Source organism: Haloplanus sp. GCM10025708, assembly GCF_042663985.1.
Taxonomy (GTDB): domain Archaea; phylum Halobacteriota; class Halobacteria; order Halobacteriales; family Haloferacaceae; genus Salinirarus; species Salinirarus marinus.
In genome coordinates this window covers 1,881,546-1,902,637 of sequence record NZ_JBHSZA010000011.1, presented here as the reverse complement: position 1 = coordinate 1,902,637, position 21,092 = coordinate 1,881,546, and the positions used below count along the sequence as shown (strand labels likewise).

Here is a 21,092-nt window from a genome sequence, read left to right as displayed (position 1 = left end):
GCGTCTCGTCCCACCCACCGACGATGCCGTTCGAACTCACCGATCACACGGCGGACGTCGGCGTCGCGGCCACCGGGGACGGCCTCGGCGACGTCTTCGCGGCCGTCGCCGACGGCCTCGCGGCGGCCATGTGCGACGACGTCCCGCCCGGCGGCGACCGGTTCGACCTCACCGTCACCGCCGAGAGCCGGGAGGCCCTCCTGTTCGACTACCTCGACGAACTCATCTACGAACGCGACGTCCGCGGCGTCCTCCCGGTCGACAACGAGGCGACCGTCTACGAGGCGGACGGCGAGTGGACGGTCGAGGCCAGCGCTCGCGGCGTCCCGCTCTCCGACGTCGTCGCTCGCGACGTCAAGGCGGTGACCTACTCGGAGATGCGACTCGAACGAACGGACGGCGGGTGGGCGGCGTACGTCGTCTTCGACGTTTAGGCGAGCCCCGGAGGACAATACTATTCCCCACGCCGGCCGAACTGGTCGACTATGAAGACACGCGAGTTCGACGGTATCCGCCTCGACCGGGTTCGGGAGTTCGTCTGGGAGATACCCAAGGAGGGCGAGATGCGCGTGCCGGCCCGCGTCCTCGCCAGCGAGTCCCTCCTCGAACAGATCGGCGACGACCTGACGCTCACGCAGCTGAAGAACTCGACGCAGTTGCCCGGCATCACCAGACACGCCATCTGCATGCCCGACGGCCACCAGGGGTACGGCTTCCCCGTCGGCGGCGTCGGCGCGCTCGACGCCGAAGACGGCTGTATCTCGCCCGGAGCGGTCGGCTACGACATAAATTGCCTCTCCGGCGAGAGCGAGGTGCTCCTGTCGCACGGTCGTCGTCGACAGATTCGGAATCTGTGGGCCGATTTCGAGGACGAACGGGCGGTCGTCACGTCCGATGACGGACCCGTCGACGCCGACATCCGACTGTTCACGCAGACGAAAGACGAAGTCGTCTACGAAGTCGAAACTGAGACCGGAGACGTGGTCGAAGCCACAGCGGACCACCCCTTCGCCACGCCCGACGGCATGACCGAACTCCGGGAGTTGAACGAGGGGGATACGGTGTCGCTCCACCCGTTCGAGGGGCTTCCGGACGCGGAGCCACCGGAGTTCGTCCTCCTCGACGAATCCGACTTCGAGGACGAGGACCCACAACTGGTCCAGGCGCTCGTCGACCGGGACTTACTGCCGCTCAAATCGACCGACGAGGCGGTCAATCGACTGCTGAAACTCGTCGCGTTCCACACGGGCGACGGGACGTTCAGCGGGAACCAGCCGTGGTTCTACGGCGATCCCGAGGACCTCGAAGCGATTCGGGACGACATCGAAGCGCTCGGATTCACGCCTTCACGGATTTACGAACGCGACCGGGAACACGAAATCGACGGACACTCCTTCGAGCGCACCGAATACAGCGTTCGCTCGACCGCAAAATCGTTTAGACAGTTGCTCGTTCGTCTGGGTGCGCCTGCGGGGACCAAAGTCGACTCCGAGTTCACCGCTCCGACGTATCTCGACCGCCTCGCGGACTGGCAGAAGGCGCTCTATCTCTCCGCCTTCTTCGGGGCGGAGATGAGCGCACCGGACGCGATGACGGGGAAGAACTTCTACTGTCCCTCCGTGTCACACAACCGTCTGGCAGTCCGCCGCGACGCGGGCGAGCAGTTTATGCGCGACCTGATGCGTCATCTCGGCGACCTGGGCGTTCGGGTGAACGCGCTCGAAGAAGTCGAGCGCACCGAAACTACGGCCGGCGAGACGGTACGGTTCCGTTTCGGCCTCAAGAACGATTCGGACAATCTGATTCGCTTTTTCACGCGCATCGGGTATCGATACAACCGCGAGAAGCGGGAACGGGCGATGCTCGCGACGCAGTATCTCAAGCGAAAAGAGCGCGTCATCGACGAACGCGCTCGCATCGCCGAGGACGCCCGCGCTCTCGCCGACGGCGGGATGGCGACGGCGGACATCAAACAGCGATTCGACGTCAACGACCGATTCATCGAACGGAGCATCTACGAGGGCCGCAGTGGTCGGCCACGTCCACCGGCTGACTTTCCGAATTTCGCGGAATTCCGCGAGATGGCCGAGGTTCGTGCCGACCTGACCGTCGACGTCGAAATCGACTCGATTCGTGAACGGGGTTGCAAGACCGTCTACGACATCGGCGTCACACACGACGCACACAACTTCGTCGCTAATGGATTCGTCGTCTCGAACTGCGGCGTCAGGATGATGAAAACGAACCTCTCTTACGACGACCTGCAGGGCCGGGAGGAGGAACTCGTCGAATCGCTGTTCGCCAACGTCCCCTCGGGACTCGGCGGCGGCGGTGTCGTCGAGTCCGGCGTCGACACCGTCGACCGCATCCTCGAAGAGGGGTGCAGTGGGCCGTCGACGAGGGGTGGGCCGTCGAAGCCGACATGGAACACTGCGAGGACGAGGGGTTCCGCCCCGAGGGCGACGCCAGCGCCGTCTCCCAGAAGGCCAAAGACAGGGGGAAAAATCAGATCGGCAGTCTCGGGAGCGGGAACCACTTCCTCGAAGTCCAACGCGTGACCGACGTCTTCCGCGACGACGTTGGCGACGCGTACGGCCTGGAAGAAGACCAGATCGTCGTCCTCATCCACTGCGGGAGTCGCGGCCTCGGCCACCAGACCTGCAACGACTACCTCCGGCGCATCGAGAAACGACACGGCGATTTGCTCGACCGACTCCCCGACAAGGAACTGGCCGCCGCGCCCGCCGGGTCCGAACTCGCGGACGAATATTACCGCGCGATGTGTGCGGCCATCAACTTCGCGTGGGTGAACCGCCAGCTAATCATGCACCGCACGCGACAGGTGTTCGAACGCGTCTTCGACCGGGACTGGCGCGACATGGAGATGGACCTCCTCTACGACGTGGCCCACAACATCGCCAAACGCGAGACCCACGCCGTCGACGGCGAGGACCGGGACCTGTTCGTCCACCGGAAGGGCGCGACCCGGGCGTTCCCCGCCGGCCACCCCGAGGTCCCGGTCGCCTATCGAGACGTGGGTCAGCCTATCATCATCCCCGGGAGCATGGGCGCGGGAAGCTACGTCCTCCGCGGCGGCGAGGCGTCGATGGATCTCACGTTCGGCTCAACCGCCCACGGCGCGGGGCGCACCATGAGTCGCACGCAGGCCAAACAGGAGTTCTGGGGCGAGACGGTCCAGGACGAACTCCGTGACCAGCAACACGTCTACGTGAAGGCCCAGAGCGGGGCCACCGTCGCGGAGGAGGCCCCCGGCGTCTACAAGGACGTCGACGAGGTGGTGCGCGTCTCCGACGCCCTCGGCATCGGCGACAAGGTGGCTCGGACCTACCCCGTCTGCAACGTCAAGGGTTAGTCCGTCCGTTCGTCCGCGGGCGACTCGCTCGCCTCGAGTTCGCTCGCTCGCTTCCGGCGCGTCTCCCGCAGGCGCAGGTAGTAGTAGACGAGCGACGCCAGGCCGAGCATCGACAGCGTGATGCCGCTCTCGGGGACGACGCCGAGCAACGCCGACCGAAGGAGGTCCGCGATGCCGACGGCGAGCAACAGCAACCCGGCCGCGAGGAGCCACGTTCGGTCCCCCGGGCCTCCTCGTAGGCCCCCGCCTCGATGAGCGGCATCTCCTTTCGGTGTTCGGCGTAGGCCAGCGCGCCGACCAGCGCCAGGGCGGCGAGGATCACGAAAGCGACGACGCCGAAAACGGCCGCCTCGTCCGAGACGAGTCGGAGTACCATATCCGGGATTCGACGTGCGAGCGGATAAAGGAACGCGGCCGCAGCGGCAGGGTCACGGCTCGGTCTGGCCGTCGTCCACGTACCGGAAGGCGACGCCGGCCCGGTCGGCCGTCACCGCGTCGCGTTCGGTGTCGCCGACGAACAGCGACCGGTCGGGGTCGGCTCCGAGTCGGCGGAGCGTCGCCAACAGCGGTTCGGGGTCGGGCTTGCGCGTCGGGAGCGAGTCGCGCCCGACGACGGCGGCGACGTGGGCGGTCAGGCCGTGTCTGTCGAGCGCGAGGCGGCAGGCGCGTTCGGCGTTCAGCGAGCAGACGCCCACCGGAACCGCCGCGTTCGCTACTTCGTCGGCCGTCGGGAGACGCGCCGCTTGCTCCGCGCTGCGGCACTCGTGATCGCTGAGGACCGCTTCGACGGCGTCGCGGTGGCCGCGTTCTTCGGCGACGTCGAGCATCCGCCAGAGGTCCATTCCGTCGGCGTCGACGCCGGCGTCGGCGAGGGCGGTCGCGGCGTCCCGGGCCGCACGGTCCCAGTCGACCGGGAGGCGAACGAGGGTGCCGTCCAGGTCGTAGACGACGGCGTCGTAGTCGTCGTGTGACACGGTGGCCCGTTGGCGTCGCGGGGTTTGACGACTTCGGTACCGCGCTCCGGACCGGCTAGCTGAACAGGTCTGCCGCCAGCAGGAACCACCCCTGTCCGAACGAGGTGACGCCGAGCGGCGCACCCGGTCCGCCAGGTTTCTTCGCGACGCGTCGAACCGCTCCCCGTTCGTCGACGACCCACGTCGCGGCGTCCAGCGCACGCGCCGCGACGTCCGAGAGGGAGTCGTCGAGGACCCTGCTGGACGCCTCGCTCGATGGTGTAGGCGAACATGAGCGTCCCCGACGTCTCCAGCGGACTGCGCAACGTATCTGCGTCGTCGAGGATGTGATGCCAGAACCCGCTGGCGTCCTGCAACTCGACGAGCGTCGACACCGTCTCGTCGAGGATCGAGCACAGGTCGTCGCGCTGGGGATGGTCGTCGGGGAGTATCGCCAGCGCGTCGACCAGCGCCGTCGTGGCCCAGCCGACTCCACGCGCCCAGAACGTCCCCTGCGGATATGAGTTCGGCGTCTCCCGCCAGTTGTGACGGAACAGCCCCGTGTGTGGGTCTTGCAGATGTTTCGTGTGGATCCGTAGCTGGGTCGCGGCCTCGTCCATCGCCGCCCGGTCGCCGGTGATCGCCCCGTATCGGGCGAGAAACGGCACGACGAAGTAGAGCGCGTCGACCCAGAGTTCGACCGAATCCCGCCGGTGTGACATCCCGCCGTCGGCCGTCCGCGGCGTCGTCTGCAGGAACTCGTAGTGGTCCTCCGCGGCGTCGAGATACCGCTCGTCGCCCGTGCGCTGGTAGAACCGGAGCGCGCAGTCACCGAGGACGGTCTGATTGAAACACGGCTTGTAGTCGCTGAGGAAGTCGGTTCTGTCGAGCCAACTTTTCGGATAATCCCCCATCCGAAGGCGAACTGGCCGTTGCTCGTCTGCGTTCGGATGGCCAGATCGACGAGTTCCTGCGCCTCGTCGACGTGCTGGTCCGTCGCCAGAAGCCCCTGTATCGCCACGCCTTTCTCCCAGTCCTCCGCGAGGACGTCGCGTTCGAGTACGTGCGTCGCTACCCGTTCCGTGAGGTCTGCTAACGGTTCTCTCATGACACACGCTATGCAGGACACGACGGTATATACTTTCGTATGCCGGAGGATCGATCCCCGAATCGCTTTTGTGCTCGCGCACGTATTTTACCCCCATGGTGGGGCCCGTCGGTCACCACGTCGACAGCACAGGCGACGAGCGTGCGCGCTCTCTCGCACCGTGTCGTTGCCGCTGTCTCCGCTTCCCGACGGCCCCGTCCGCGCACTCCTCGGCCCACCGGGCCACGCGTCCGCCGGCGTCTCGCCGCGGGCGCAGTCGGGTCGATGCTCCGGCGCGGTAAGCGCGTGCTGTCGGCCGCCCGCTCGCGCCTCCGCGAGGACGTCGCCGCCGTGAAAGAACGCGATCCGGCGGCGGGGAGTACCCTCGCCGTCCTCACCTGTTACCCGGGGATGCACGCGCTCTGGACCTACCGGGTGGCACACCTGCTCTGGGCCCGTGGCCATCCGCTGCTCGCGCGGTGGCTCTCACAGCTCGCCAGCCTCGTGACGGGCGTCGAAATCCACCCGGCGGCGACCATCGGTCGGCGGTGCGTCGTCGACCACGGCCGCGGCGTCGTCGTCGGGGCCACGGCCGAACTCGGCGACGACGTCCACCTCTATCACGGCGTCACGCTCGGCGCGGACCGGCCGCGCGACGGCAAACGGCACCCGACCGTCGGCGACGGCGTCCTCCTCGGCGCGAACGCGACGCTTCTGGGGCCGATCGCCGTCGGCGACGGCGCGAAAGTGGGCGCGGCGGCCGTCGTCCTCGACGCGGTGCCCGCGGGAGCGACGGCCGTCGGCAACCCCGCTCGGATCGTCCGCGGAGCGACGCGGCGGCGACGCGCGGCCGAGTCCGCGGACGGCGAGGACGGGGAGGCCGTGGACGAACAGGGGTTCGTCGCGGCGGGCTAATCCAGCAGGCCCCGAGCGACGATGGTCTTCTGTATCTCGCTGGTCCCCTCGTAGATGGTCGTGATCTTGGCGTCGCGGAAGAGCCGTTCGGCGTCGCTCCGGTCGGTGTAGCCGCGGTGGCCGAGCAGCGAGAGCGCTCGATTCGTCACGTCGACGGCCGTCTCGCTGGCGACGTACTTGGCCATCGCGGCGACGAGCCGCGGGTCCGCGTCCGCGTCGTCCTGTCTGGCCGCCTCGCGCACGAGGAGGCGAGCGGCGGTGATCGAAGTGCCCATCTCGGCAACGGCGTGACGGACCGCTTGCCGGTCGGCGGGCCGTCCGTCGTCTCTTCCGGTGACGTACGCGCGTGTCTCGTCGTAGGCCGCCTGCGCGAGGCCGAGCGCCTGTGCCGCGATGCCGATGCGCCCGCCCGTGAGGACGTGAAACGCCGCCGACAGCCCTCGCCCTTCCTCGGTCAGGCGGCTGTCCGCCGGTATCCTGACGCCGTCGAACAGGAGCGCGGTGGTGTCGCTCGCGCGCAACCCGAGTTTGGACTCCTTCTTTCCGACCTCGATGCCGGCCGACTTCGGGACGAGAAACTGCGTCACTGAGGACGGGTCGTCGGGGTCGGTCTTGGCGAAGAGGATGCACACCTCGCCGCGCTGGCCGTTCGTTATCCACTGTTTCTGCCCGTCGACGACGTACTCGTCACCCTCGCGTCGGGCCACCGTCTCCATCTCGGCGGGGTTCGACCCCGCGCCCGGTTCCGAGAGGGCGAACATCCCGACGGGCCGTCCCTCGGCCATCGGCGGCAGCCACCGCTCGCGCTGGGTTTCCGTGCCGAACTCGGCGATACACGAGGTCACGAGCGAGTGGACCGACAGCGCGCTCGCGACGGCAGCTGGCCGTAGGCCACCTCCTCGTTGACGAGGCTGTAGGTCGTCCGGTCGACGTCGAGGCCGCCGTACCGTTCGGGAACCGTCAGTGCCGTCAGGTCGCGGTCCGCGAGGGCGTCCCAGACGGGTTCGGGGAACGACTCTTCCCGGTCGGCCGCCGCCGCGTGTGGGCGGATCTCCTCCGCGGCGAACGCGCGGAGGTCCTCTCTGAGCGCCCGCTGATCCTCGGTCAGCCCCGAGTTCACGCCTGCGAGTGTCATGACCCCCGTTTCGCACCCGGTCGGCAAAAGCCGTCGGGCGAACGACCGGCGCGAGCGCGCCGGTAGCGAGCCGCCGATAGAATTTACTCCCCGGTCGCGTAGGTGTGAGTATGCGTGACAGGGTCCGGTGCGCGATACTTCTCGTCACCGTCCTCGCCGGAGCGACGGCGGCGACGGCGTCGGTCGGAGCACAGCAAGAGCTGGTGACGCTCACCGTCACCGTCGTCGACCAGCCGGACCGGCCGGTTTCGCAGGTCGACCTCACCGCCAGCTGGGACGGCGGCTCGACGACGGAGACGACGGCGTCGAACGGTCAGGCGCTCGTGGACGTCCCGGCGGGCGCGGACGTGACGATTCGGATCTCTCACCCCGACTACGTCCGCAACGACCCGTATCGCGTCTCCGACGCCACCGAGCGCTCGGTCGAGATCGACGTCTATCGCAAGGGATCGATCGTCGTCGACGTCACCGACAGCGAGGGTGACGTCGAGGGCGCACGGGTCGCCGTCCGGCACAACCGCCGCGTCGTCAAAACCGGGACGACCGGGCCGAACGGCGAGTACGCGACCGGGCCGCTCCAGTTCGGCGACTACACGATCACCGTCAGCAAACCGGGCTACTACACCGAAGCGGGCTCGGTCCGCGTGACCGGCGAGACGCGCAAGCCGATGACCATCGAGAGCGGAGCCGTGACGGTCGATTTCACCGTGACCGACCCGCACTTCGATCCGCCGCGCCCCGTCGGCGGCGTCGAGTTGACGCTCGACGGCTACGGGACGTTCGATACGCTCCAGAACGGCGAGGCGTCCGCGCGCCTCCCCGTGAACACCGATCCGACGGTGACCGCCGAGAAAGACGGCTACCAGCGCGTGACCCGTGAACTCTCCGTCAACGAGTCCTCGAAGGCGGTGACGCTCACGATGCGCCGGACGCCCAATCTGACGCTGACGCCGGTCAATCGGCGCGTCGTCGCGGGCGAACGAGTCGTCGTCGAGGTGATAAACGAGTACGACGAACCCGCTTCGGGCGTCGCCGTCTTCCGGGACGGCACCCGGGTCGCAACGACGGGCGACGAGGGCGTACTTGCCGTTCGCCTCGACGACCCCGGGAACCACTCGCTCTACGCGCGGTCCGGGAACGTTCGCTCCGACGCGGTGACCGTCGAAGCCATCTCGGCCGGGACGCCGACGGACACGCCGACGCCCACCCCGACGGCCACGCCGACGCCGACGGCGGACACCGGCGTTCCGGCACCGGGATTCACCCCGGCGCTCGCCGTCCTCGCGTTCGTCGTCGCGGCGTTGCTCTGCCGCCGGGCGGCCTGCCCAGAAACTCCAGCACTTCGGCCGTCGACCCGGAGAGACCGCCGCCCTGTGCGAACGTCGGGCCGCCGCCGCCACCGCCGCCGAACTCCGCGGTCACGTCGTCGACGACGCCGCCCGCCGACACGTCGCCCGTGCTCGCGACGACGACGTACGGGCTCTCGCCCGACCCGACGACCGCCAGCACGTCGCCCAGTTCGCCGACCCGCTCTTGCAGGCGGTCGCCCACCTCGTTCGGGCCGAAGCCGTCGACGCTGCCGACGCGCCACGTCCGGCCGTCGCGTTCGACCGTCGGGAGGTCGGCGAGTCGGGCGTCGAGGACTTCGCCTTTGTACTCTCGGAGGTCGCTTCCCAGCGCTTCGTTCGTCTCGCGGAGGTCGGCCGTCGCCTCGGCGAGGCCCGTCACGTTCGTCCCGAGTTCGCGCGCCGCGTCGAGGGCCGCCTCGTGGACCGTCGCGTGCCGGCGGACGGCCGACGGGCCGACGGCGAACTCGACGCGGGTGAGGCCCTCACCGGGGTTCGAGCGGTCGAGTATCTCCACCAGCCCGATTTCGCGCGTGTTCGGGACGTGGGTGCCGCCGCAGGCGGCGACGTCCCAGCCGTCGACGTCGACGAGGCGGACGGCGTCGGCGTCGGCCATCACGCCCTCCTCCGTCTTCGTGTTGAAGGCGACGTCGTCGCGGCGCTGTGCCGCCTCGACGGGGACTTCCTCCCACGTCACGGGCCGGGAGTCCCACACCGCGCGGTTCGTCAGGCGTTCGAGTTCGACCAGCGTCTCGTCGTCGACGTCGGTCGTCGTCTCGAAGTCGACGCGGACCTTCTCCTCGTCGATGCCGAAGCCGCCGTAGCCGAGGTCGTCGAGTACGCGCCGCCCCGCTCCGTAGAGGACGTGACTCGCCGTGTGCGCTCGCATGCAGTACGTCCGGAACGCGTCGTCGACGACGCCCGTCACGGCGTCACCGGCGTCGAAGGCCGGCGGCTCGACGAGGGTGTGTACTACCGCGTCGTCGCCGTGCTGTACGTCGACGACGGGGACGCCGCCGATGCTTCCGCGGTCGGCCGGCTGACCGCCGCTCTCGGCGTAGAAGTACGTCTCGTCGAGAACCACGTCGCTGCCGGCGACGCGTTCGACCGTCGCTTCGAACTCCCGTCGCTCGGGGTCGGCGGGGGCGCGTGAGTGCATGGACGCGTCCAGACGGCCGGCGAGCAAAAGTGGTGCGCTCTCGCCTCGCTACTCCTCGGCGAGGAGGACGTCGAGTCGCTCTTCGAGCGCCCTGACGACCGAGCCGCCGACGTTCGATCGCGCCGCGCGCCCCTGCTCGACGGCCAGCACGTCGTCCTCGGCGACGTCGAGTTCCGCGGCGAGTTCGTCGGCGGTCAGCCCCGCCTCCTGTCGGGCCTCTTCGACGCGGTCGCCGTAGTTCGAGACGAGATAGGGGAGGCGGTCTTTCTCGTAGTCCGTCCCCTCCTCCTCCCAGCGGCTACTGTCGCCGCGGGTCGCGTCGTACATTTTGGCCGCCTTCTGGGCCGTCCGTTTCTCGCGACTCGGCTCGTCGTCGGCCGTCTCGCGGGACGTCCCACGGGACGTCTCCTGGGACCCGTGGGGCGCGCAGTTCTCGCAGACGAGCAGGTTCGCCCCGGCGACGTTCGCCCGCCGGAGCGATCCCGTCTCGCGTCCACAGAGTTCGCAGCTGTCGCCCTCGTCGTCGGAGCGACCGCCGCCCGTGGAGTATTTGGCCATGTCCCGTCTACCGCGTCCACGGTTTTAAAATCCGCTCCCCGGCGTGGGCCGCGGTCGCGCTGGTTCGTCGACCCTGAGCGCTTTTATGCCGCCGCTCGCATCCGTGCGTATGAGCACCGACGACCTCGCGTGGGAGACGACGGGAACCGACATCGACTACACGTGTCCGGGGTTCGACGTGCGCCGCGACGACGTGGTGTTGCCCGACGGCACCGAGACGGACTACCACTACGTGGACGAACCGCCCGCCGTCGTCGTCCTGCCGTTCACCCCCGAGGGCGATGTCGTCACCATCGAGGAGTGGCGACAGGCGGTCGGCCGCGTCAGCCACGGTCTCCCCGCGGGGTCTGTCGAACCCGACGACGTCGACCTCGCCACCGCGGCGCGCCGTGAACTCGCCGAGGAGACCGGCTACGAGGCCGACGAGGTGCGCCACCTCCACACGATCGAACCCGCGAACGGCATCGCCGACTCCGTCCACCACGTCTTCGTCGCGGAGGGCTGTCTCCCCGTGGGCGAACCGAACCTCGACTTCAACGAGAGCATCCGCGTGCGGACCGCGTCCTACGACGACCTGGTGGCGGCCGTCGTCGACGGCGACGTGCGCGACGGCCGGACGGTGTCGGCCGTCTGTTACTACGAACTCACCGAGCGGTAGGCAACCGTTTTCCGTCCGCCAGACGTCGGGGCGGTATGATCGACTTCGACGCCGATTCGGACGCCGACGTGAGGAGTCGCGTCCGGGCGCTGATCGTCGCCGTGGCCGTGTCGCTTTCGGGCCTGGCCGTCGGCTTCGCCGTCGTCTTCGGCCTCGGTGCCGTCGTCGTCGGAGCGGGCGTTCGGCCGACGCCGCTCACCGCCCTCGCCGTCTCGCTCGTGGCGATTCAGGGCGTCGCCTTCGGCGGCGTCGCCCTCGCGTATCTCCGCTACCGCGGCTGGGGCGTCGGCGCCCTCGGCGTTCGCGCTCCGGACGTTCGCGAACTGCTCGTCGTCGTGGCGGGCTACGCCCTCGCGATCGCGGCGGCCGTCGTCGGCGCTGTCGCCGTCTCCGTGACGGGGCTCCCGGTCGGCGAGAATCAGGTGGCCGACGTTGGCCGGGCCGACCCGACGGCGTTTCTCTGGCTAATTCCGGCTTCGTTTCTCCTCATCGGCCCCGGGGAGGAACTGCTCTTCCGGGGCGTCGTGCAGGGTCGCCTCCGCGAGACGTTCGCCCCCGTCTCGGGAGTCGCTCTCGCGAGCGCCGTCTTCGCCGCCGTCCACTTCGTCGCCCTCACCGGCGGGGCGGGCGGTCGACTGGTCACCATCTCCGTCCTCTTCCTCCCGAGTCTGGTGTTCGGGGCGGTCTACGAACTCACCGACAACCTCGTCGTCCCCGCCCTCGTCCACGGCGCGTACAACGCGACGCTCTTTCTCCTCGCGTACGTCGCGTTTCGGCTGATGGGCGCGTGACTCCCGCGCAGACGCCGCGTGAGTGGTCACCAGCGAGAAGGGGAAAAGCGGGAGCGTCGACGTGCGAGGACGTCGTGCAACGGCTGTGACCCCCTCGAAAGCCGTCCCGCTCCGACGTCGGACACTCCCGATCTCGCTGCGCCAGCGAATACGACCGGAAACCCTTACCGCCGCGCCGCCGGAATCCAGTGCATGCGCGACTGTTTCGAGCTTCGACACGGGGACGCCGCCGGCCGCCTCGGCCGGCTGACCGTCCCCGTGCCGGCGTCACCGTCGAGACGCCGGCGCTCCTCCCCGTCATCAACCCGAACCTCCAGACCATCGCGCCGTCGCGCCTCCAGTCGGAGTTCGGCGCGGATATCCTCATCACCAACTCCTACATCGTCCGCAAGACCGACGACTTGCGTGATCGCGCGCTCGACGTCGGCCTCCACGAACTGCTCGATTTCTCCGGCGCGATCATGACCGATTCGGGGTCGTTCCAACTCGCTGAATACGGCGAAATCGACGTGACGACCCACGAAATCCTCGAATTCCAGCGCGACATCGGCTCCGACATCGGGACGCCGGTGGACGTGCCGACGCCGCCGGACGCGGACAGAGAGCAGGCGAAATCCGACCTCGACGTGACCGAGGACGCCCTCGCCGACGCCGAGGGCGTCGACACGGGCGAGATGCTCGTCAACGCACCCGTCCAGGGCTCTACGTATCCGGACCTGCGCGAACGCGCCGCCCGCAACGCCTACGCGACCGACCTCGACGTGTTCCCCGTCGGTGCGGTGGTACCGCTGATGAACGACTACCGCTACGCCGACGTGGTGGACGTCGTGTCGGCCGCCAAGCGGGGACTGGGAGCCGACGCGCCCGTCCATCTGTTCGGCGCGGGCCACCCGATGATGTTCTCGCTGGCCGTCGCCGCCGGCTGTGACCTGTTCGACTCGGCCGCCTACGCCCTGTACGCCCGCGACGGCCGCTATCTCACCGTCTCCGGCACCGAACACCTCGACGAGCTGTCGTATCTCCCCTGTTCGTGTCCCGTCTGTACCGACCACTCGCCCGCGCACCTCCGGTCGGCCGACGACGAGCAACAGGAACGACTCCTCGCGGAGCACAACCTCCACGTCACGTTCGAGGAGCTGCGCCGCATCAAGCAGGCCATCCGCGACGGCGACCTGTTGGAACTCGTGGAGACGCGCGCCCGCGCCCATCCAGCGATGCTCGACGGCTACCGCGCCCTCTTGGACCACGCCGGACAGCTCGAACGGTCGGACCCGGCCTCCAAGGGGACGTTCTTCTACCTCTCGAACGAGAGCGCCCGTCGCCCCGAGGTGCTTCGCCACCACGAGCGGCTGGGACGGCTCGACGCCGAAGGCGAGATACTGCTCACCGAGGGCAACGCTCCCTCTACCGACCGCTTCGACGCCTCGTGGCGCGTCGTCCCGCCGTTCGGGCCGTTCCCCCGGGCGCTCTCGGGCACCTACCCGCTCACCGCCGAAGTCCCCGAACGCACGGACGCCGAAGCGTGCCGGGCGGCCGCACGGGGCGTCGCCCGCCTCGCCGCCGCCAACCCCGATAGCTCGTTCACCCTCGCCCACGACGACTGGCCCGACGCCGCGATCGACCTCGTGCCCGAGTCGGTGGCGGTGGAGTCGCTCCGTGGCGTCGCGCGCGGCGATCCGCGGACGGACGAGGAGTGAACAAAGGAAGATAGTTGACGCTCGACCCCCGAGAGTGAGTATGACCGAGTATTTCGAGGTTCTCGGACGCGACGGGGCCGCCCGCGTCGGCGAGGTGCGCCTCGCCGACCCCGTGACGACGCCGGCCCTCGCCGACGAGTTCGTCGTCGACGCCGGGAGCCTCTGGACCCGCGAACGCGACCTCCCCGAAGGCGACGAGGACGTACTCACGGTGCTCCCTCACCGGGCGTTCCCGGCCGGCACCGAGGAGCCGGTACAGGAGTCGTTCGCGGTCGACTATCCGGAGGTAGCGTTTCCGAACGCCGCCGTCGTGACGGCGGAGACGGCCGCCGACTACGGTGCCGACGCGTACGTCCTCTCGAACGCGTCGGGGTTCGTCGGCCACGCCGAAGCCTTCCGCGACGAGATAATCGCCGCTCGCGGATCGCTGCCGGCCGATTCGGCGCTCTATCTCGCCGGCGTCGCCACGCCCGCCAACGTCGCGACCCTCGTCTACGCCGGCGTCGACCTGGTGGACGCCAAGTTGGCGAAGGTGAAAGGCCGGCAGGGCCGCTACCTGACGGCCGAAGGCGAATATCGCCTCGACGAACTCGACGAACTCCCCGGCGCGTTCCCCTCCGACCCGCCGCTCTCGGAGTTCACCCGCGAGGACTGCGCCGCCCACAACGTCGCCGCCTTGCGCGCGGAACTGGCGACGATTCGTACCCGCATCCGCCGGGGCCGGCTCCGGGACTACGTCGAAGGACAGGCCCGGCACGAGCAGTGGCACACCGCCGCGTTCCGCCGGTTCGATCAGCAGTACGGCTATCTCGAAGAGCGAACGCCGGTCATTCGCGACACCGAACTCACCGCCGCGAGCGAGGACACCCTCCGCCGCGTCGAGATTCAGCGCTTCGCCGACCGGGTGACGACGCGCTACCGCAACCGCTTCTCGAACCCGCTCATCCTGGTTCCCTGCTCTGCGGCCAAGCCGTACAGCGAGTCACAGAGCCACCGGCAGTTCCAGGACGCCATCCAGTTCCGCGGCCACGTCGCCTCGATGACCTCCCCCATCGGCGTCGTCCCGCAGGAACTCGAACTGACCTACCCCGCCCAGCATTACGACGCCGTCGTCACCGGCCACTGGACCGACGGGGAGAAGTCGTTCGTCGCCGACGTCCTGCAGCGCTACCTCGAACGCAACGACTACCCCCGCGTCGTCGCCCACGTCGGCGGCGAGGGCTACCGCGACATCTGCGAACGGGTGTCCGAGACCGTGGACGTCCCCTTCGAATACACCGTCGCCGACCACCCGACGACGACGGACTCGCTCTCGAATCTCATGTCGACGCTCTCGGACGAGCTCAAATACTCGAAGCGGGAGCGCCAGCACAACACCGTCCGCGCCATCGCCGACTACCAGTTCGGCGAGGGGCCGGCGACGCCCTCTTCGAGGACGTCCACATGACGAGTCGGTACCCCAAACTCCAGGTCCGCGACGTCGACGGCGACCAGCTCGCGGTGATGGTGCCCCAGTACGGCGTCCTCGCGTTCACGCTCGAAGGCGCACGCCACTGGGCCGAAAGCGACGCGCCGACGAAACGGGTCGACATCGACGGCTTCGTCCCCCACGGGAGCGTCCTCGCACCGGGCGTCGTCGACGCCGACGAGGAGATCCGCGTCGGCGACGAGGTGGTGATCGAGGGGCCGAAGGCGTTCGCCGTCGGGCGGGCGGAGATGAGCGGCCCCGAGATGGCCGACAGCACCCGCGGCATCGCCGTCGAGGTTCGACACGTCGAGGAGCGATGAGAGGGTCGGAGCGGTCAGTCCCACCGCGACGATAGGGGGTCGGAGCGGTCAGTCCCACCGCGACGATAGGGGGTCGGAGCGGTCAGTCCCACCGCGACGATAGGGGTCGGAGCGGTCAGTCCCACCGCGACGATAGGGGTCGGAGCGGACCGCCCGACAAACCTCGGGACAACGCTTACGTCGGAACCGGCCCTAGTGGTAGTGAATGACATCCCCTGCGCGCCGGGACGTCCTCCGGGTGGATCTCTCGACGGGAGCGGTCACCCGGGAACGGGTGCCCGCCGAGTGGCGACGGGCGTTCCTCGGCGGCAAGGGACTCGGCGCTCGCTACCTCTACGACGAACTCGATGCGGGCGTGGACCCCCTCGGCTCCGAGAACGCCGTCGCCTTCTTCCTCGGCCCGCTCTCGGGCTATCTCCCCGGCGAGTCGCGCTACGCCGTCGTCACGAAGTCGCCGCTCACGGGGGCGTTTCTTGACTCGTACAGCGGCGGGTCCTTCGCGGACGCGCTCGCCGGCGCGCTCCCGGAGGCGTTCGGCGTCCTCGTGACGGGGCGGGCCGACCGCCCGGTTCGAATCGAGGTGGCGGACGGCGAGGCGCGCGTCGGACCCGTCGACTGCTGGGGCGCGGACACCGTCGAGACGGACGCGGCGTTCCCCGACGCCGCCGTGGCCTGTATCGGCCCGGCGGGCGAGTCGCGGGTGCGCTTTGCCACCGTCGCCAGCGACGCCGGCGACCACCACGCCGGCCGCGGCGGCGCGGGCGCGGTTCTCGGCGCGAAACGGCTGAAAGCCGTCGTCGTCCGCGGCGACCCGCCGTCGGGGCTCGACGACTTGCGCGACCGGTACGACGACGCGTACCGCGCGGCCGACACCGGCCTGTGGCGCGCGGCGAGTGGCACCGTCGAGAGCATCGACTTCGCCAACGAGGTGGGCGTCCTGTCGACCCGCGGGTGGCAGTCGGGCCGTTTCGAGGACGCCGACGACATCGGCATCGAGGCGGCCCGAGAGGCGGCGGCCGAGCGCGAGGACGAAGCGGGCCTGCCCGGCGACTTCCGCGTCGAGACCGACGACGGCGAGACGGTGCCCCGCGGCGGCGCGCTGATGTCGCTCGGGGCCGGTCTGGGGATCGACGAGTTCGACGCCGTCACGGCCCTCGGCGCGGCCTGTGACCGGCACGGGATGGACGTCATCAGCGCGGGCAACGCCGTCGCGTGGGCGGTCCACGCCGCCGACCGCGGCGACGTCGACCGCGACCTCGCCTTCGGCGACGACGAAGCGGCGCGCGACCTCATCGAGGACATCGCCGAGCGGGCGTCCCCCTGGGCGACGCCCTCGCGGACGGCGTCGACGCCGCGAGCGAGCGGTTCGAGGCGGGCGGCGAGGACGTCCCGACGGTGAAGTCGATGGAGCTCCCGGCGTACGACCCGCGCGGCGCGGCGGGGATGGCTCTCGCCTACGCCACGAGCGACCGGGGCGGCTGTCACCGCCGGGCGCGCCCCGTCGAACGCGAGGTGTTCGACGCCGACGGGTGGAGCGTCGCCGACCGCGTCGCTGCCGTCGCCACCGCCCAGCGAACCCGATCGGTCCTCTGGAGCCTCGTCGTCGACGACTTCGCCGGCGAGACGCTCTGGGACGACCTCGGCGCGGAGTGGCTGGCCGCCGTCGGCCTCGACTACGACCCGGCCGAACTCGAACGCGCGGGGAGCGCATCTGGACGCTGGTGCGCCTGTTCAACGCCCGCGAGGGGTTCGACCGCGCCGGCGACGAACTCCCCGACGTCTTCGAGCGGCCGCTGGCGGGCGGCCCGTCGGCGGGGCGGGCGCTCGACCGCGAGACGTTCGACCGGATGCTCGACGCCTACTACGACGCCTGGGGCTGGTCGCGCGACGGGCTCCCGACGCGCGCCGCCGTCGAGCGCCTCGGACTCGGCGACGCCGTCGACGACGAGACCCCCTCGGAACGGATCCAACCGCACTCGACCATGACTGACCGAATCGACATCGACGACCTGGACGTCGGCGAGGAGCGCGAAGAAGCGCCGAACCGCGGCGACTGGTTCTGGGCCGGCGAGAGCGACCCGGGCGAGGAGCGCGGGTGGCTCTCGGACGACGCCGGCGACGGAGCGGACGCCGATGTCGCTCACGACGCGGCCGGTCCGAGCGAGCCGACGACGCCGCGCGTCCCCCGGACCGACGACGAGGCTCCGGTCGGCATCCCCTCCACTCGGGCGGGGCAGGCGCGGGCGACGCCGAGGGCGCGGCGTCGCGGCCGACCGACGCCGCGTCGACCCCGGACGACGATCCGGAGAACAGCCACGCGCCGTCGACCGGCGGTGATTCGACCGCCGGACACGCGCCGTCGACCGGCGGTGATTCGACCGCCGGACACGCGCCGTCGACCGGCGGCACCGCCCACGAAACACACGCCGATCCCGACGAGATGACGACGGCGTTCACCTACGGCGCCATCCGGAAACTCGCGGACCCGCGCAGGGCCGTCGCCGAGGCGCGCGGGTGGAGCGACTGGGTGGGCGTCGTCGGCGACGTGGACGCGCACGTCCTCAACAAGTTCCAGCGCGAACACCAACTCGACCTCGATTTCTTCAACGGCACGGGGACGGGTCCGGCCGAGCGCCTCGCCACTGTGGACGAACACTCGATGTTCTACGCGAACCGGCTGGTCGTCGTCGGCACCGACGGGGAGTCGTGGATCGCGACGGACGCCGACTGGGAGTTCGTCCCGCTCGCCGAGGCGGCCGAGGGGGCGGACTGGGCCCTCACCGACACCTGACTGCGCGCTAACTTTTTCACGGTGCGGGACGCATTCACACGGGAGCGAGGAACATGAGCCTCAAGACCGCACTCAGGCAGTCGCGCGTGGTAACGTTCGCGTTGCTGGCGGCGTCCGTCTGGACGATACTGACCATGATCCAGGTCTACCGCTCTCTCGGGCCGCTGTCGGAGACGGTCCCCGGCCAGACGTGGGCGAGCGGCGTCGTCGGCCTGTTGGTCCTGGCCGCGTTGCTGGGGCTGTTCGTCTACGCCTTCGCCGAGGCGGGCGACGCCCAGCCCCAACCGACCCCGTTCTCTCCCGACGAATGACGCAGTACGAGTGCAGCGAGTGCGGACAGCTCGTACGGTTCGCCCGGCAGGACCGGAGCGAGTTCGTCGCCGACTGTCCGGCCTGTGGAGAGCGGACGGTGTGGACCGTCGCGTTCGAGGCGGAGGGGGTGTCGTTTTGACGCTCTCGTTCACGGTGAGCGACCGGTTCGTCGAGGCGGCCGAGGAGTGGGCCGACGCCCGGATGGTCGAGTTCGACGAGGCGATGGCGACGAAAGCCGAGCAGGCCTTACTCGAGATCGAACACCTCGTCTCGGGCGCGACGGAGGTGGAGTTCGACGTCGACGGCCACCGGATTCATCACCATCCGAGCGACGAACTCCGGACGTTTCTCGACCGACAGGCCGAGGAGAGCGGCGTCGACCCCGCGACCCTGCTGAAGTTCCACGTCGACCTGTTCGCCCGGACGTTCCTCGACGACGACGCGACGCGCCCGCCGAACGCGCCCCCGAACTGAACGTCGGGACAAAGGCTAAGTCGATAGCTCCACGACCAGTGACGTATGGTACACAGAGACACGGACTGGCGGCCGAAAGGGGCCATGGAGTCGTACAAGGGCCACGAGGTCTGGGAGTACGAAGTCGGTCCCCACGAACGCAACGACGGCGAGGTGGACGGCGACGTCGCGTTCGAGGACGTCGACCCCGAGGACGTCGAATCCGAGGAGTAGCGGAGGGGTGCGTCACCGTAACGGGAACGCGCGACAGTCGCGTGGCGGCACGTAGAAGTTGGCCCGCGAGCGGACGGTGACGAACCCGAGGAGGCCGTTGTTCTCCCGGTCGGTGATCCGGGGATGGTCGTCGCGGACGTACCAGCCGTTCATCGCCTTGCGCGTCTCGCGAAAGTGCGAGAGGCGTCGCTGGAGCGAGACGAAGTGGACGCCGGGGACGCCCCCGTCGAGCGTGTTGAAATCCCGCCGGAGGAGCAGCGGCGTCCCGTCGCGCCGGGTCTGGGCGACTTTCTCGTGGTGACCGACGACGCCGTACTCCCGTGCGTGTTCGCGCACCCGGTCCGCGAAGGGGACCGCGTTCTCGAACCCCTCCACGTCCGCGGACGAGACGGCGGGCGAGAACATCCGCGCGACGCGGTCGGACTCTGAGAGGGCGTACCACGCGTCCAGATCGAGGTCGAGGCGGCTGACGTGCATCGTCGTCCCGTCTTCGAAGGGTCCGTCCGCGATGGCGACGGCGTCCTCGGTGGCCTGGGTCCCCCGGCGGTCGGAGAAGAACCCGGTGAACATCGGCGCGTCCGCGGGGATGGCGTCGGGGACCCCCTCGGTGTCGGCGTGGGACGCGGGGAGTCCCTCGCCGAGGAAGCCCGTCCGGCGCGAGGCGACGGCGAACGCGTCGCCGAGGCGGTCGTCGACCGCGACGCCGCCGAGCGACGACCGGGACCCGAACATCGCGGCGTCGACGGCGCTCAGATGCGAGGGGACGTCGGACGCGAGGACGAGGACGGCGTCGAAGGCGCGCAGTTCGGGGTCGTCCGTCCGCGAGAGGACGCGCGGCCTGGTGACGGGGGCGCGACCGAGGGCTCCGACTCGCTCGAAGTAGGCCGTTCCCCAGCCGAGCGCGTGAAAGAGGCCGCGCGCGGACCAGCCGTACGCCGCCTCGACGGTCCGCATCGCGCGCTCGACGGTGCGAGCGGCCTCGGCCGACGGGTCGACGTCGAGTCGCAGCGCCAGCACGCGGCGGAACCGAGGCTGGACCGTGTTGCCGGCGTCGTCGGTCGGGAGGTGGTCGTTCTGGGCGAACTGCCGGACGGGGAGCGCGTCGGCACGGGGGTTCGGCGGGAGGCCCTCGACGCCGCCGGTCCCGGCCGATCCGAGCCACTGACAGCCCGACAGTCCGACCGCCCCGGCCACGGCCGCCACCCGTTCGAGCGCCCGACGCCGCGAGACCATGTGAACGTCTGTCAGTCGTTCGAGCGCAAAAGCGTTTCCCGTCTCGGAAATCCGTCATAAATCCAATCGTTTATCCACGCGCTCGGCTACTAGTACGTATGCTCCACGTTGGCGCGGAGCAAGGAGCGCGGACGGCGCTCGACCTGCCGCTCTCGCCGGGCGTCGCACTGGGGATCCTCGCCGTCGGCCTGGTCGTCCTCGCCGTCGTCGCCTACGACGCCTACCGCTCCTACCGTGAGGTGGTGGCGTGACCGAGAGACGGATGGCGGGCGTCGGATCCGACGGCCCGCCGGACGCCGAGACGCTGCTGGGCCACCTCCAGACGGCGGTGTATCTGCTGGCCGGACTACTCGCCCTCTCGTTGCTCGTCGTCGGCACCGTCGCCGTCATCGCCGGCATCAAGGGCACCTGGCACTGGGCGATCCACCTCGAATCGACCATCAGTTACATGGGGGTGTTCGTCGGCGGCCTGCTGGTCGTCCTCGTCCCCCTGACCGGCCTGCTCGCCGTCGGACGGTGGTGGTATGGCAGACCGCGCTGACGTCCTCCGGGCGGCGTCGCTGGCGGCGTTCGGCGGCCTCGTCGCGACCATCTTCGGCGTCGCCGTCG

General features: G+C 69.7%; 18 protein-coding genes and 8 pseudogenes. 18 read left to right on the top strand and 8 right to left on the bottom strand.

The features are described 5' to 3' along the window. Positions 1-23: 23 nt before the first annotated feature. From ACFQJD_RS13795 to ACFQJD_RS13785, 3 genes and pseudogenes are all read left to right on the top strand, one after another. Positions 24-434, top strand: coding sequence for an archease (locus ACFQJD_RS13795; RefSeq protein WP_379798971.1), 411 nt, complete (start codon positions 24-26; stop codon positions 432-434). A gap of 51 nt (positions 435-485) precedes the next feature. Continuing rightward, positions 486-794, top strand: a pseudogene (locus ACFQJD_RS13790) (RtcB family protein); the annotation flags it as partial. 18 nt (positions 795-812) lie between these two features. Next, a pseudogene (locus tag ACFQJD_RS13785) lies at positions 813-3,373 on the top strand (RtcB family protein). Here the strand turns inward: ACFQJD_RS13785 and ACFQJD_RS13780 are convergent. From ACFQJD_RS13780 to ACFQJD_RS13770, 3 genes and pseudogenes are all read right to left on the bottom strand, one after another. Then, on the bottom strand, positions 3,370-3,567 hold the full coding sequence (locus ACFQJD_RS13780) for a hypothetical protein (RefSeq protein ID WP_379798969.1): 198 nt from the start codon (positions 3,565-3,567) through the stop codon (positions 3,370-3,372). The pseudogene ACFQJD_RS13785 and the gene ACFQJD_RS13780 sit on opposite strands and share 4 nt — an antisense overlap. A 234-nt stretch (positions 3,568-3,801) precedes the next feature. After that, a complete protein-coding gene (locus tag ACFQJD_RS13775) occupies positions 3,802-4,347 on the bottom strand; it encodes an HAD family hydrolase (RefSeq protein WP_379798966.1) in 546 nt (181 codons plus the stop codon). A gap of 293 nt (positions 4,348-4,640) precedes the next feature. After that, positions 4,641-5,240: pseudogene (locus ACFQJD_RS13770) on the bottom strand (glycoside hydrolase family 88 protein); the annotation flags it as partial. A 458-nt stretch (positions 5,241-5,698) separates the two neighbouring features. Here ACFQJD_RS13770 and cysE point away from each other — a divergent pair. Continuing rightward, the gene (cysE, locus tag ACFQJD_RS13765; protein ID WP_379798964.1) at positions 5,699-6,328 is read left to right on the top strand and encodes a serine O-acetyltransferase; all 630 of its coding nucleotides are present in this window, start codon (positions 5,699-5,701) and stop codon (positions 6,326-6,328) included. Here the strand turns inward: cysE and ACFQJD_RS13760 are convergent. Further along, positions 6,325-7,463, bottom strand: a pseudogene (locus ACFQJD_RS13760) (acyl-CoA dehydrogenase family protein). The gene cysE and the pseudogene ACFQJD_RS13760 sit on opposite strands and share 4 nt — an antisense overlap. 110 nt (positions 7,464-7,573) lie before the next feature. On the opposite strand from ACFQJD_RS13760, the pseudogene ACFQJD_RS13755 reads away from it, so the two are divergent. Continuing rightward, a pseudogene (locus tag ACFQJD_RS13755) lies at positions 7,574-8,077 on the top strand (carboxypeptidase-like regulatory domain-containing protein); the annotation flags it as partial. 506 nt (positions 8,078-8,583) lie between these two features. On the opposite strand, the gene ACFQJD_RS13750 reads toward ACFQJD_RS13755, so the two are convergent. Genes ACFQJD_RS13750 through ACFQJD_RS13740 form a run of 3 tightly spaced genes read right to left on the bottom strand, consistent with a single transcriptional unit; the run spans position 8,584 to position 10,526 of the window. Beyond that, on the bottom strand, positions 8,584-8,727 hold the full coding sequence (locus ACFQJD_RS13750; RefSeq protein WP_379800606.1) for a hypothetical protein: 144 nt from the start codon (positions 8,725-8,727) through the stop codon (positions 8,584-8,586). Further along, on the bottom strand, positions 8,724-9,968 hold the full coding sequence (locus tag ACFQJD_RS13745) for an alanyl-tRNA editing protein (RefSeq protein ID WP_379798962.1): 1,245 nt from the start codon (positions 9,966-9,968) through the stop codon (positions 8,724-8,726). The genes ACFQJD_RS13750 and ACFQJD_RS13745 overlap by 4 nt, the downstream gene beginning before the upstream one ends. A 48-nt stretch (positions 9,969-10,016) precedes the next feature. After that, positions 10,017-10,526, bottom strand: a complete 510-nt coding sequence (locus ACFQJD_RS13740; RefSeq protein WP_379798960.1) for a multiprotein-bridging factor 1 family protein — start codon at positions 10,524-10,526, stop codon at positions 10,017-10,019. Positions 10,527-10,635: 109 nt separating this feature from the next. Here ACFQJD_RS13740 and ACFQJD_RS13735 point away from each other — a divergent pair, with 109 nt between their 5' ends. The 11 genes and pseudogenes from ACFQJD_RS13735 (at position 10,636) to ACFQJD_RS13685 (ending at position 19,250) form a co-directional block, all read left to right on the top strand. Beyond that, positions 10,636-11,184, top strand: coding sequence for an NUDIX hydrolase (locus ACFQJD_RS13735; protein ID WP_379798958.1), 549 nt, complete (start codon positions 10,636-10,638; stop codon positions 11,182-11,184). A 35-nt stretch (positions 11,185-11,219) separates the two neighbouring features. Continuing rightward, a complete protein-coding gene (locus ACFQJD_RS13730; protein WP_379798956.1) occupies positions 11,220-11,975 on the top strand; it encodes a CPBP family intramembrane glutamic endopeptidase in 756 nt (251 codons plus the stop codon). Positions 11,976-12,167: 192 nt separating this feature from the next. Then, positions 12,168-13,672: pseudogene (gene tgtA / locus ACFQJD_RS13725) on the top strand (tRNA guanosine(15) transglycosylase TgtA). Between the two features lie 40 nt (positions 13,673-13,712). Continuing rightward, positions 13,713-15,460 (top strand): annotated as a pseudogene (arcS, locus tag ACFQJD_RS13720) (archaeosine synthase subunit alpha). A 205-nt stretch (positions 15,461-15,665) separates the two neighbouring features. Then, a pseudogene (locus ACFQJD_RS13715) lies at positions 15,666-17,415 on the top strand (aldehyde ferredoxin oxidoreductase family protein); the annotation flags it as partial. Positions 17,416-17,442: 27 nt separating this feature from the next. Further along, on the top strand, positions 17,443-17,904 hold the full coding sequence (locus tag ACFQJD_RS13710) for a hypothetical protein (protein ID WP_379800604.1): 462 nt from the start codon (positions 17,443-17,445) through the stop codon (positions 17,902-17,904). After that, the gene (locus ACFQJD_RS13705) at positions 17,901-18,251 is read left to right on the top strand and encodes a DUF7124 domain-containing protein (RefSeq protein WP_379798954.1); all 351 of its coding nucleotides are present in this window, start codon (positions 17,901-17,903) and stop codon (positions 18,249-18,251) included. Before ACFQJD_RS13710 ends, ACFQJD_RS13705 begins: the two co-directional genes overlap by 4 nt. Positions 18,252-18,304: 53 nt before the next feature. Continuing rightward, positions 18,305-18,562, top strand: a complete 258-nt coding sequence (locus tag ACFQJD_RS13700; RefSeq protein ID WP_379798952.1) for a hypothetical protein — start codon at positions 18,305-18,307, stop codon at positions 18,560-18,562. Continuing rightward, complete coding sequence (locus tag ACFQJD_RS13695) at positions 18,559-18,702, top strand: hypothetical protein (protein ID WP_379798950.1); 144 nt, start codon at positions 18,559-18,561, stop codon at positions 18,700-18,702. Before ACFQJD_RS13700 ends, ACFQJD_RS13695 begins: the two co-directional genes overlap by 4 nt. After that, positions 18,699-19,037 (top strand): hypothetical protein, encoded by a 339-nt coding sequence (locus ACFQJD_RS13690; RefSeq protein WP_379798948.1) that lies wholly within the window; start codon positions 18,699-18,701, stop codon positions 19,035-19,037. Before ACFQJD_RS13695 ends, ACFQJD_RS13690 begins: the two co-directional genes overlap by 4 nt. A gap of 45 nt (positions 19,038-19,082) precedes the next feature. Beyond that, positions 19,083-19,250, top strand: a complete 168-nt coding sequence (locus ACFQJD_RS13685; RefSeq protein WP_379798946.1) for a hypothetical protein — start codon at positions 19,083-19,085, stop codon at positions 19,248-19,250. 12 nt (positions 19,251-19,262) lie between these two features. Here the strand turns inward: ACFQJD_RS13685 and ACFQJD_RS13680 are convergent, their stop codons facing one another. After that, on the bottom strand, positions 19,263-20,483 hold the full coding sequence (locus tag ACFQJD_RS13680; protein WP_379798944.1) for a DUF7405 family protein: 1,221 nt from the start codon (positions 20,481-20,483) through the stop codon (positions 19,263-19,265). A gap of 98 nt (positions 20,484-20,581) precedes the next feature. On the opposite strand from ACFQJD_RS13680, the gene ACFQJD_RS13675 reads away from it, so the two are divergent. Both ACFQJD_RS13675 and ACFQJD_RS13670 read left to right on the top strand, forming a co-directional pair. Next, positions 20,582-20,734 (top strand): hypothetical protein, encoded by a 153-nt coding sequence (locus ACFQJD_RS13675; protein WP_379798942.1) that lies wholly within the window; start codon positions 20,582-20,584, stop codon positions 20,732-20,734. Then, complete coding sequence (locus tag ACFQJD_RS13670) at positions 20,731-21,024, top strand: hypothetical protein (protein ID WP_379798940.1); 294 nt, start codon at positions 20,731-20,733, stop codon at positions 21,022-21,024. The genes ACFQJD_RS13675 and ACFQJD_RS13670 overlap by 4 nt, the downstream gene beginning before the upstream one ends. Positions 21,025-21,092 lie beyond the last annotated feature (68 nt).

Excerpts from the sequence above, each read along its gene's own strand:
- ACFQJD_RS13795 (WP_379798971.1), top strand. The coding sequence starts at position 24 with ATGCCGTTCGAACTCACCGATCACACGGCGGACGTCGGCGTCGCGGCC.
- cysE (WP_379798964.1), top strand. The coding sequence starts at position 5,699 with ATGCTCCGGCGCGGTAAGCGCGTGCTGTCGGCCGCCCGCTCGCGCCTC.
- ACFQJD_RS13745 (WP_379798962.1), bottom strand. The coding sequence starts at position 9,968 with ATGCACTCACGCGCCCCCGCCGACCCCGAGCGACGGGAGTTCGAAGCG.
- ACFQJD_RS13740 (WP_379798960.1), bottom strand. The coding sequence starts at position 10,526 with ATGGCCAAATACTCCACGGGCGGCGGTCGCTCCGACGACGAGGGCGAC.
- ACFQJD_RS13735 (WP_379798958.1), top strand. The coding sequence starts at position 10,636 with ATGAGCACCGACGACCTCGCGTGGGAGACGACGGGAACCGACATCGAC.
- ACFQJD_RS13730 (WP_379798956.1), top strand. The coding sequence starts at position 11,220 with ATGATCGACTTCGACGCCGATTCGGACGCCGACGTGAGGAGTCGCGTC.
- ACFQJD_RS13710 (WP_379800604.1), top strand. The coding sequence starts at position 17,443 with ATGACTGACCGAATCGACATCGACGACCTGGACGTCGGCGAGGAGCGC.
- ACFQJD_RS13705 (WP_379798954.1), top strand. The coding sequence starts at position 17,901 with ATGACGACGGCGTTCACCTACGGCGCCATCCGGAAACTCGCGGACCCG.
- ACFQJD_RS13700 (WP_379798952.1), top strand. The coding sequence starts at position 18,305 with ATGAGCCTCAAGACCGCACTCAGGCAGTCGCGCGTGGTAACGTTCGCG.
- ACFQJD_RS13695 (WP_379798950.1), top strand. The coding sequence starts at position 18,559 with ATGACGCAGTACGAGTGCAGCGAGTGCGGACAGCTCGTACGGTTCGCC.
- ACFQJD_RS13685 (WP_379798946.1), top strand. The coding sequence starts at position 19,083 with ATGGTACACAGAGACACGGACTGGCGGCCGAAAGGGGCCATGGAGTCG.
- ACFQJD_RS13680 (WP_379798944.1), bottom strand. The coding sequence starts at position 20,483 with ATGGTCTCGCGGCGTCGGGCGCTCGAACGGGTGGCGGCCGTGGCCGGG.
- ACFQJD_RS13675 (WP_379798942.1), top strand. The coding sequence starts at position 20,582 with ATGCTCCACGTTGGCGCGGAGCAAGGAGCGCGGACGGCGCTCGACCTG.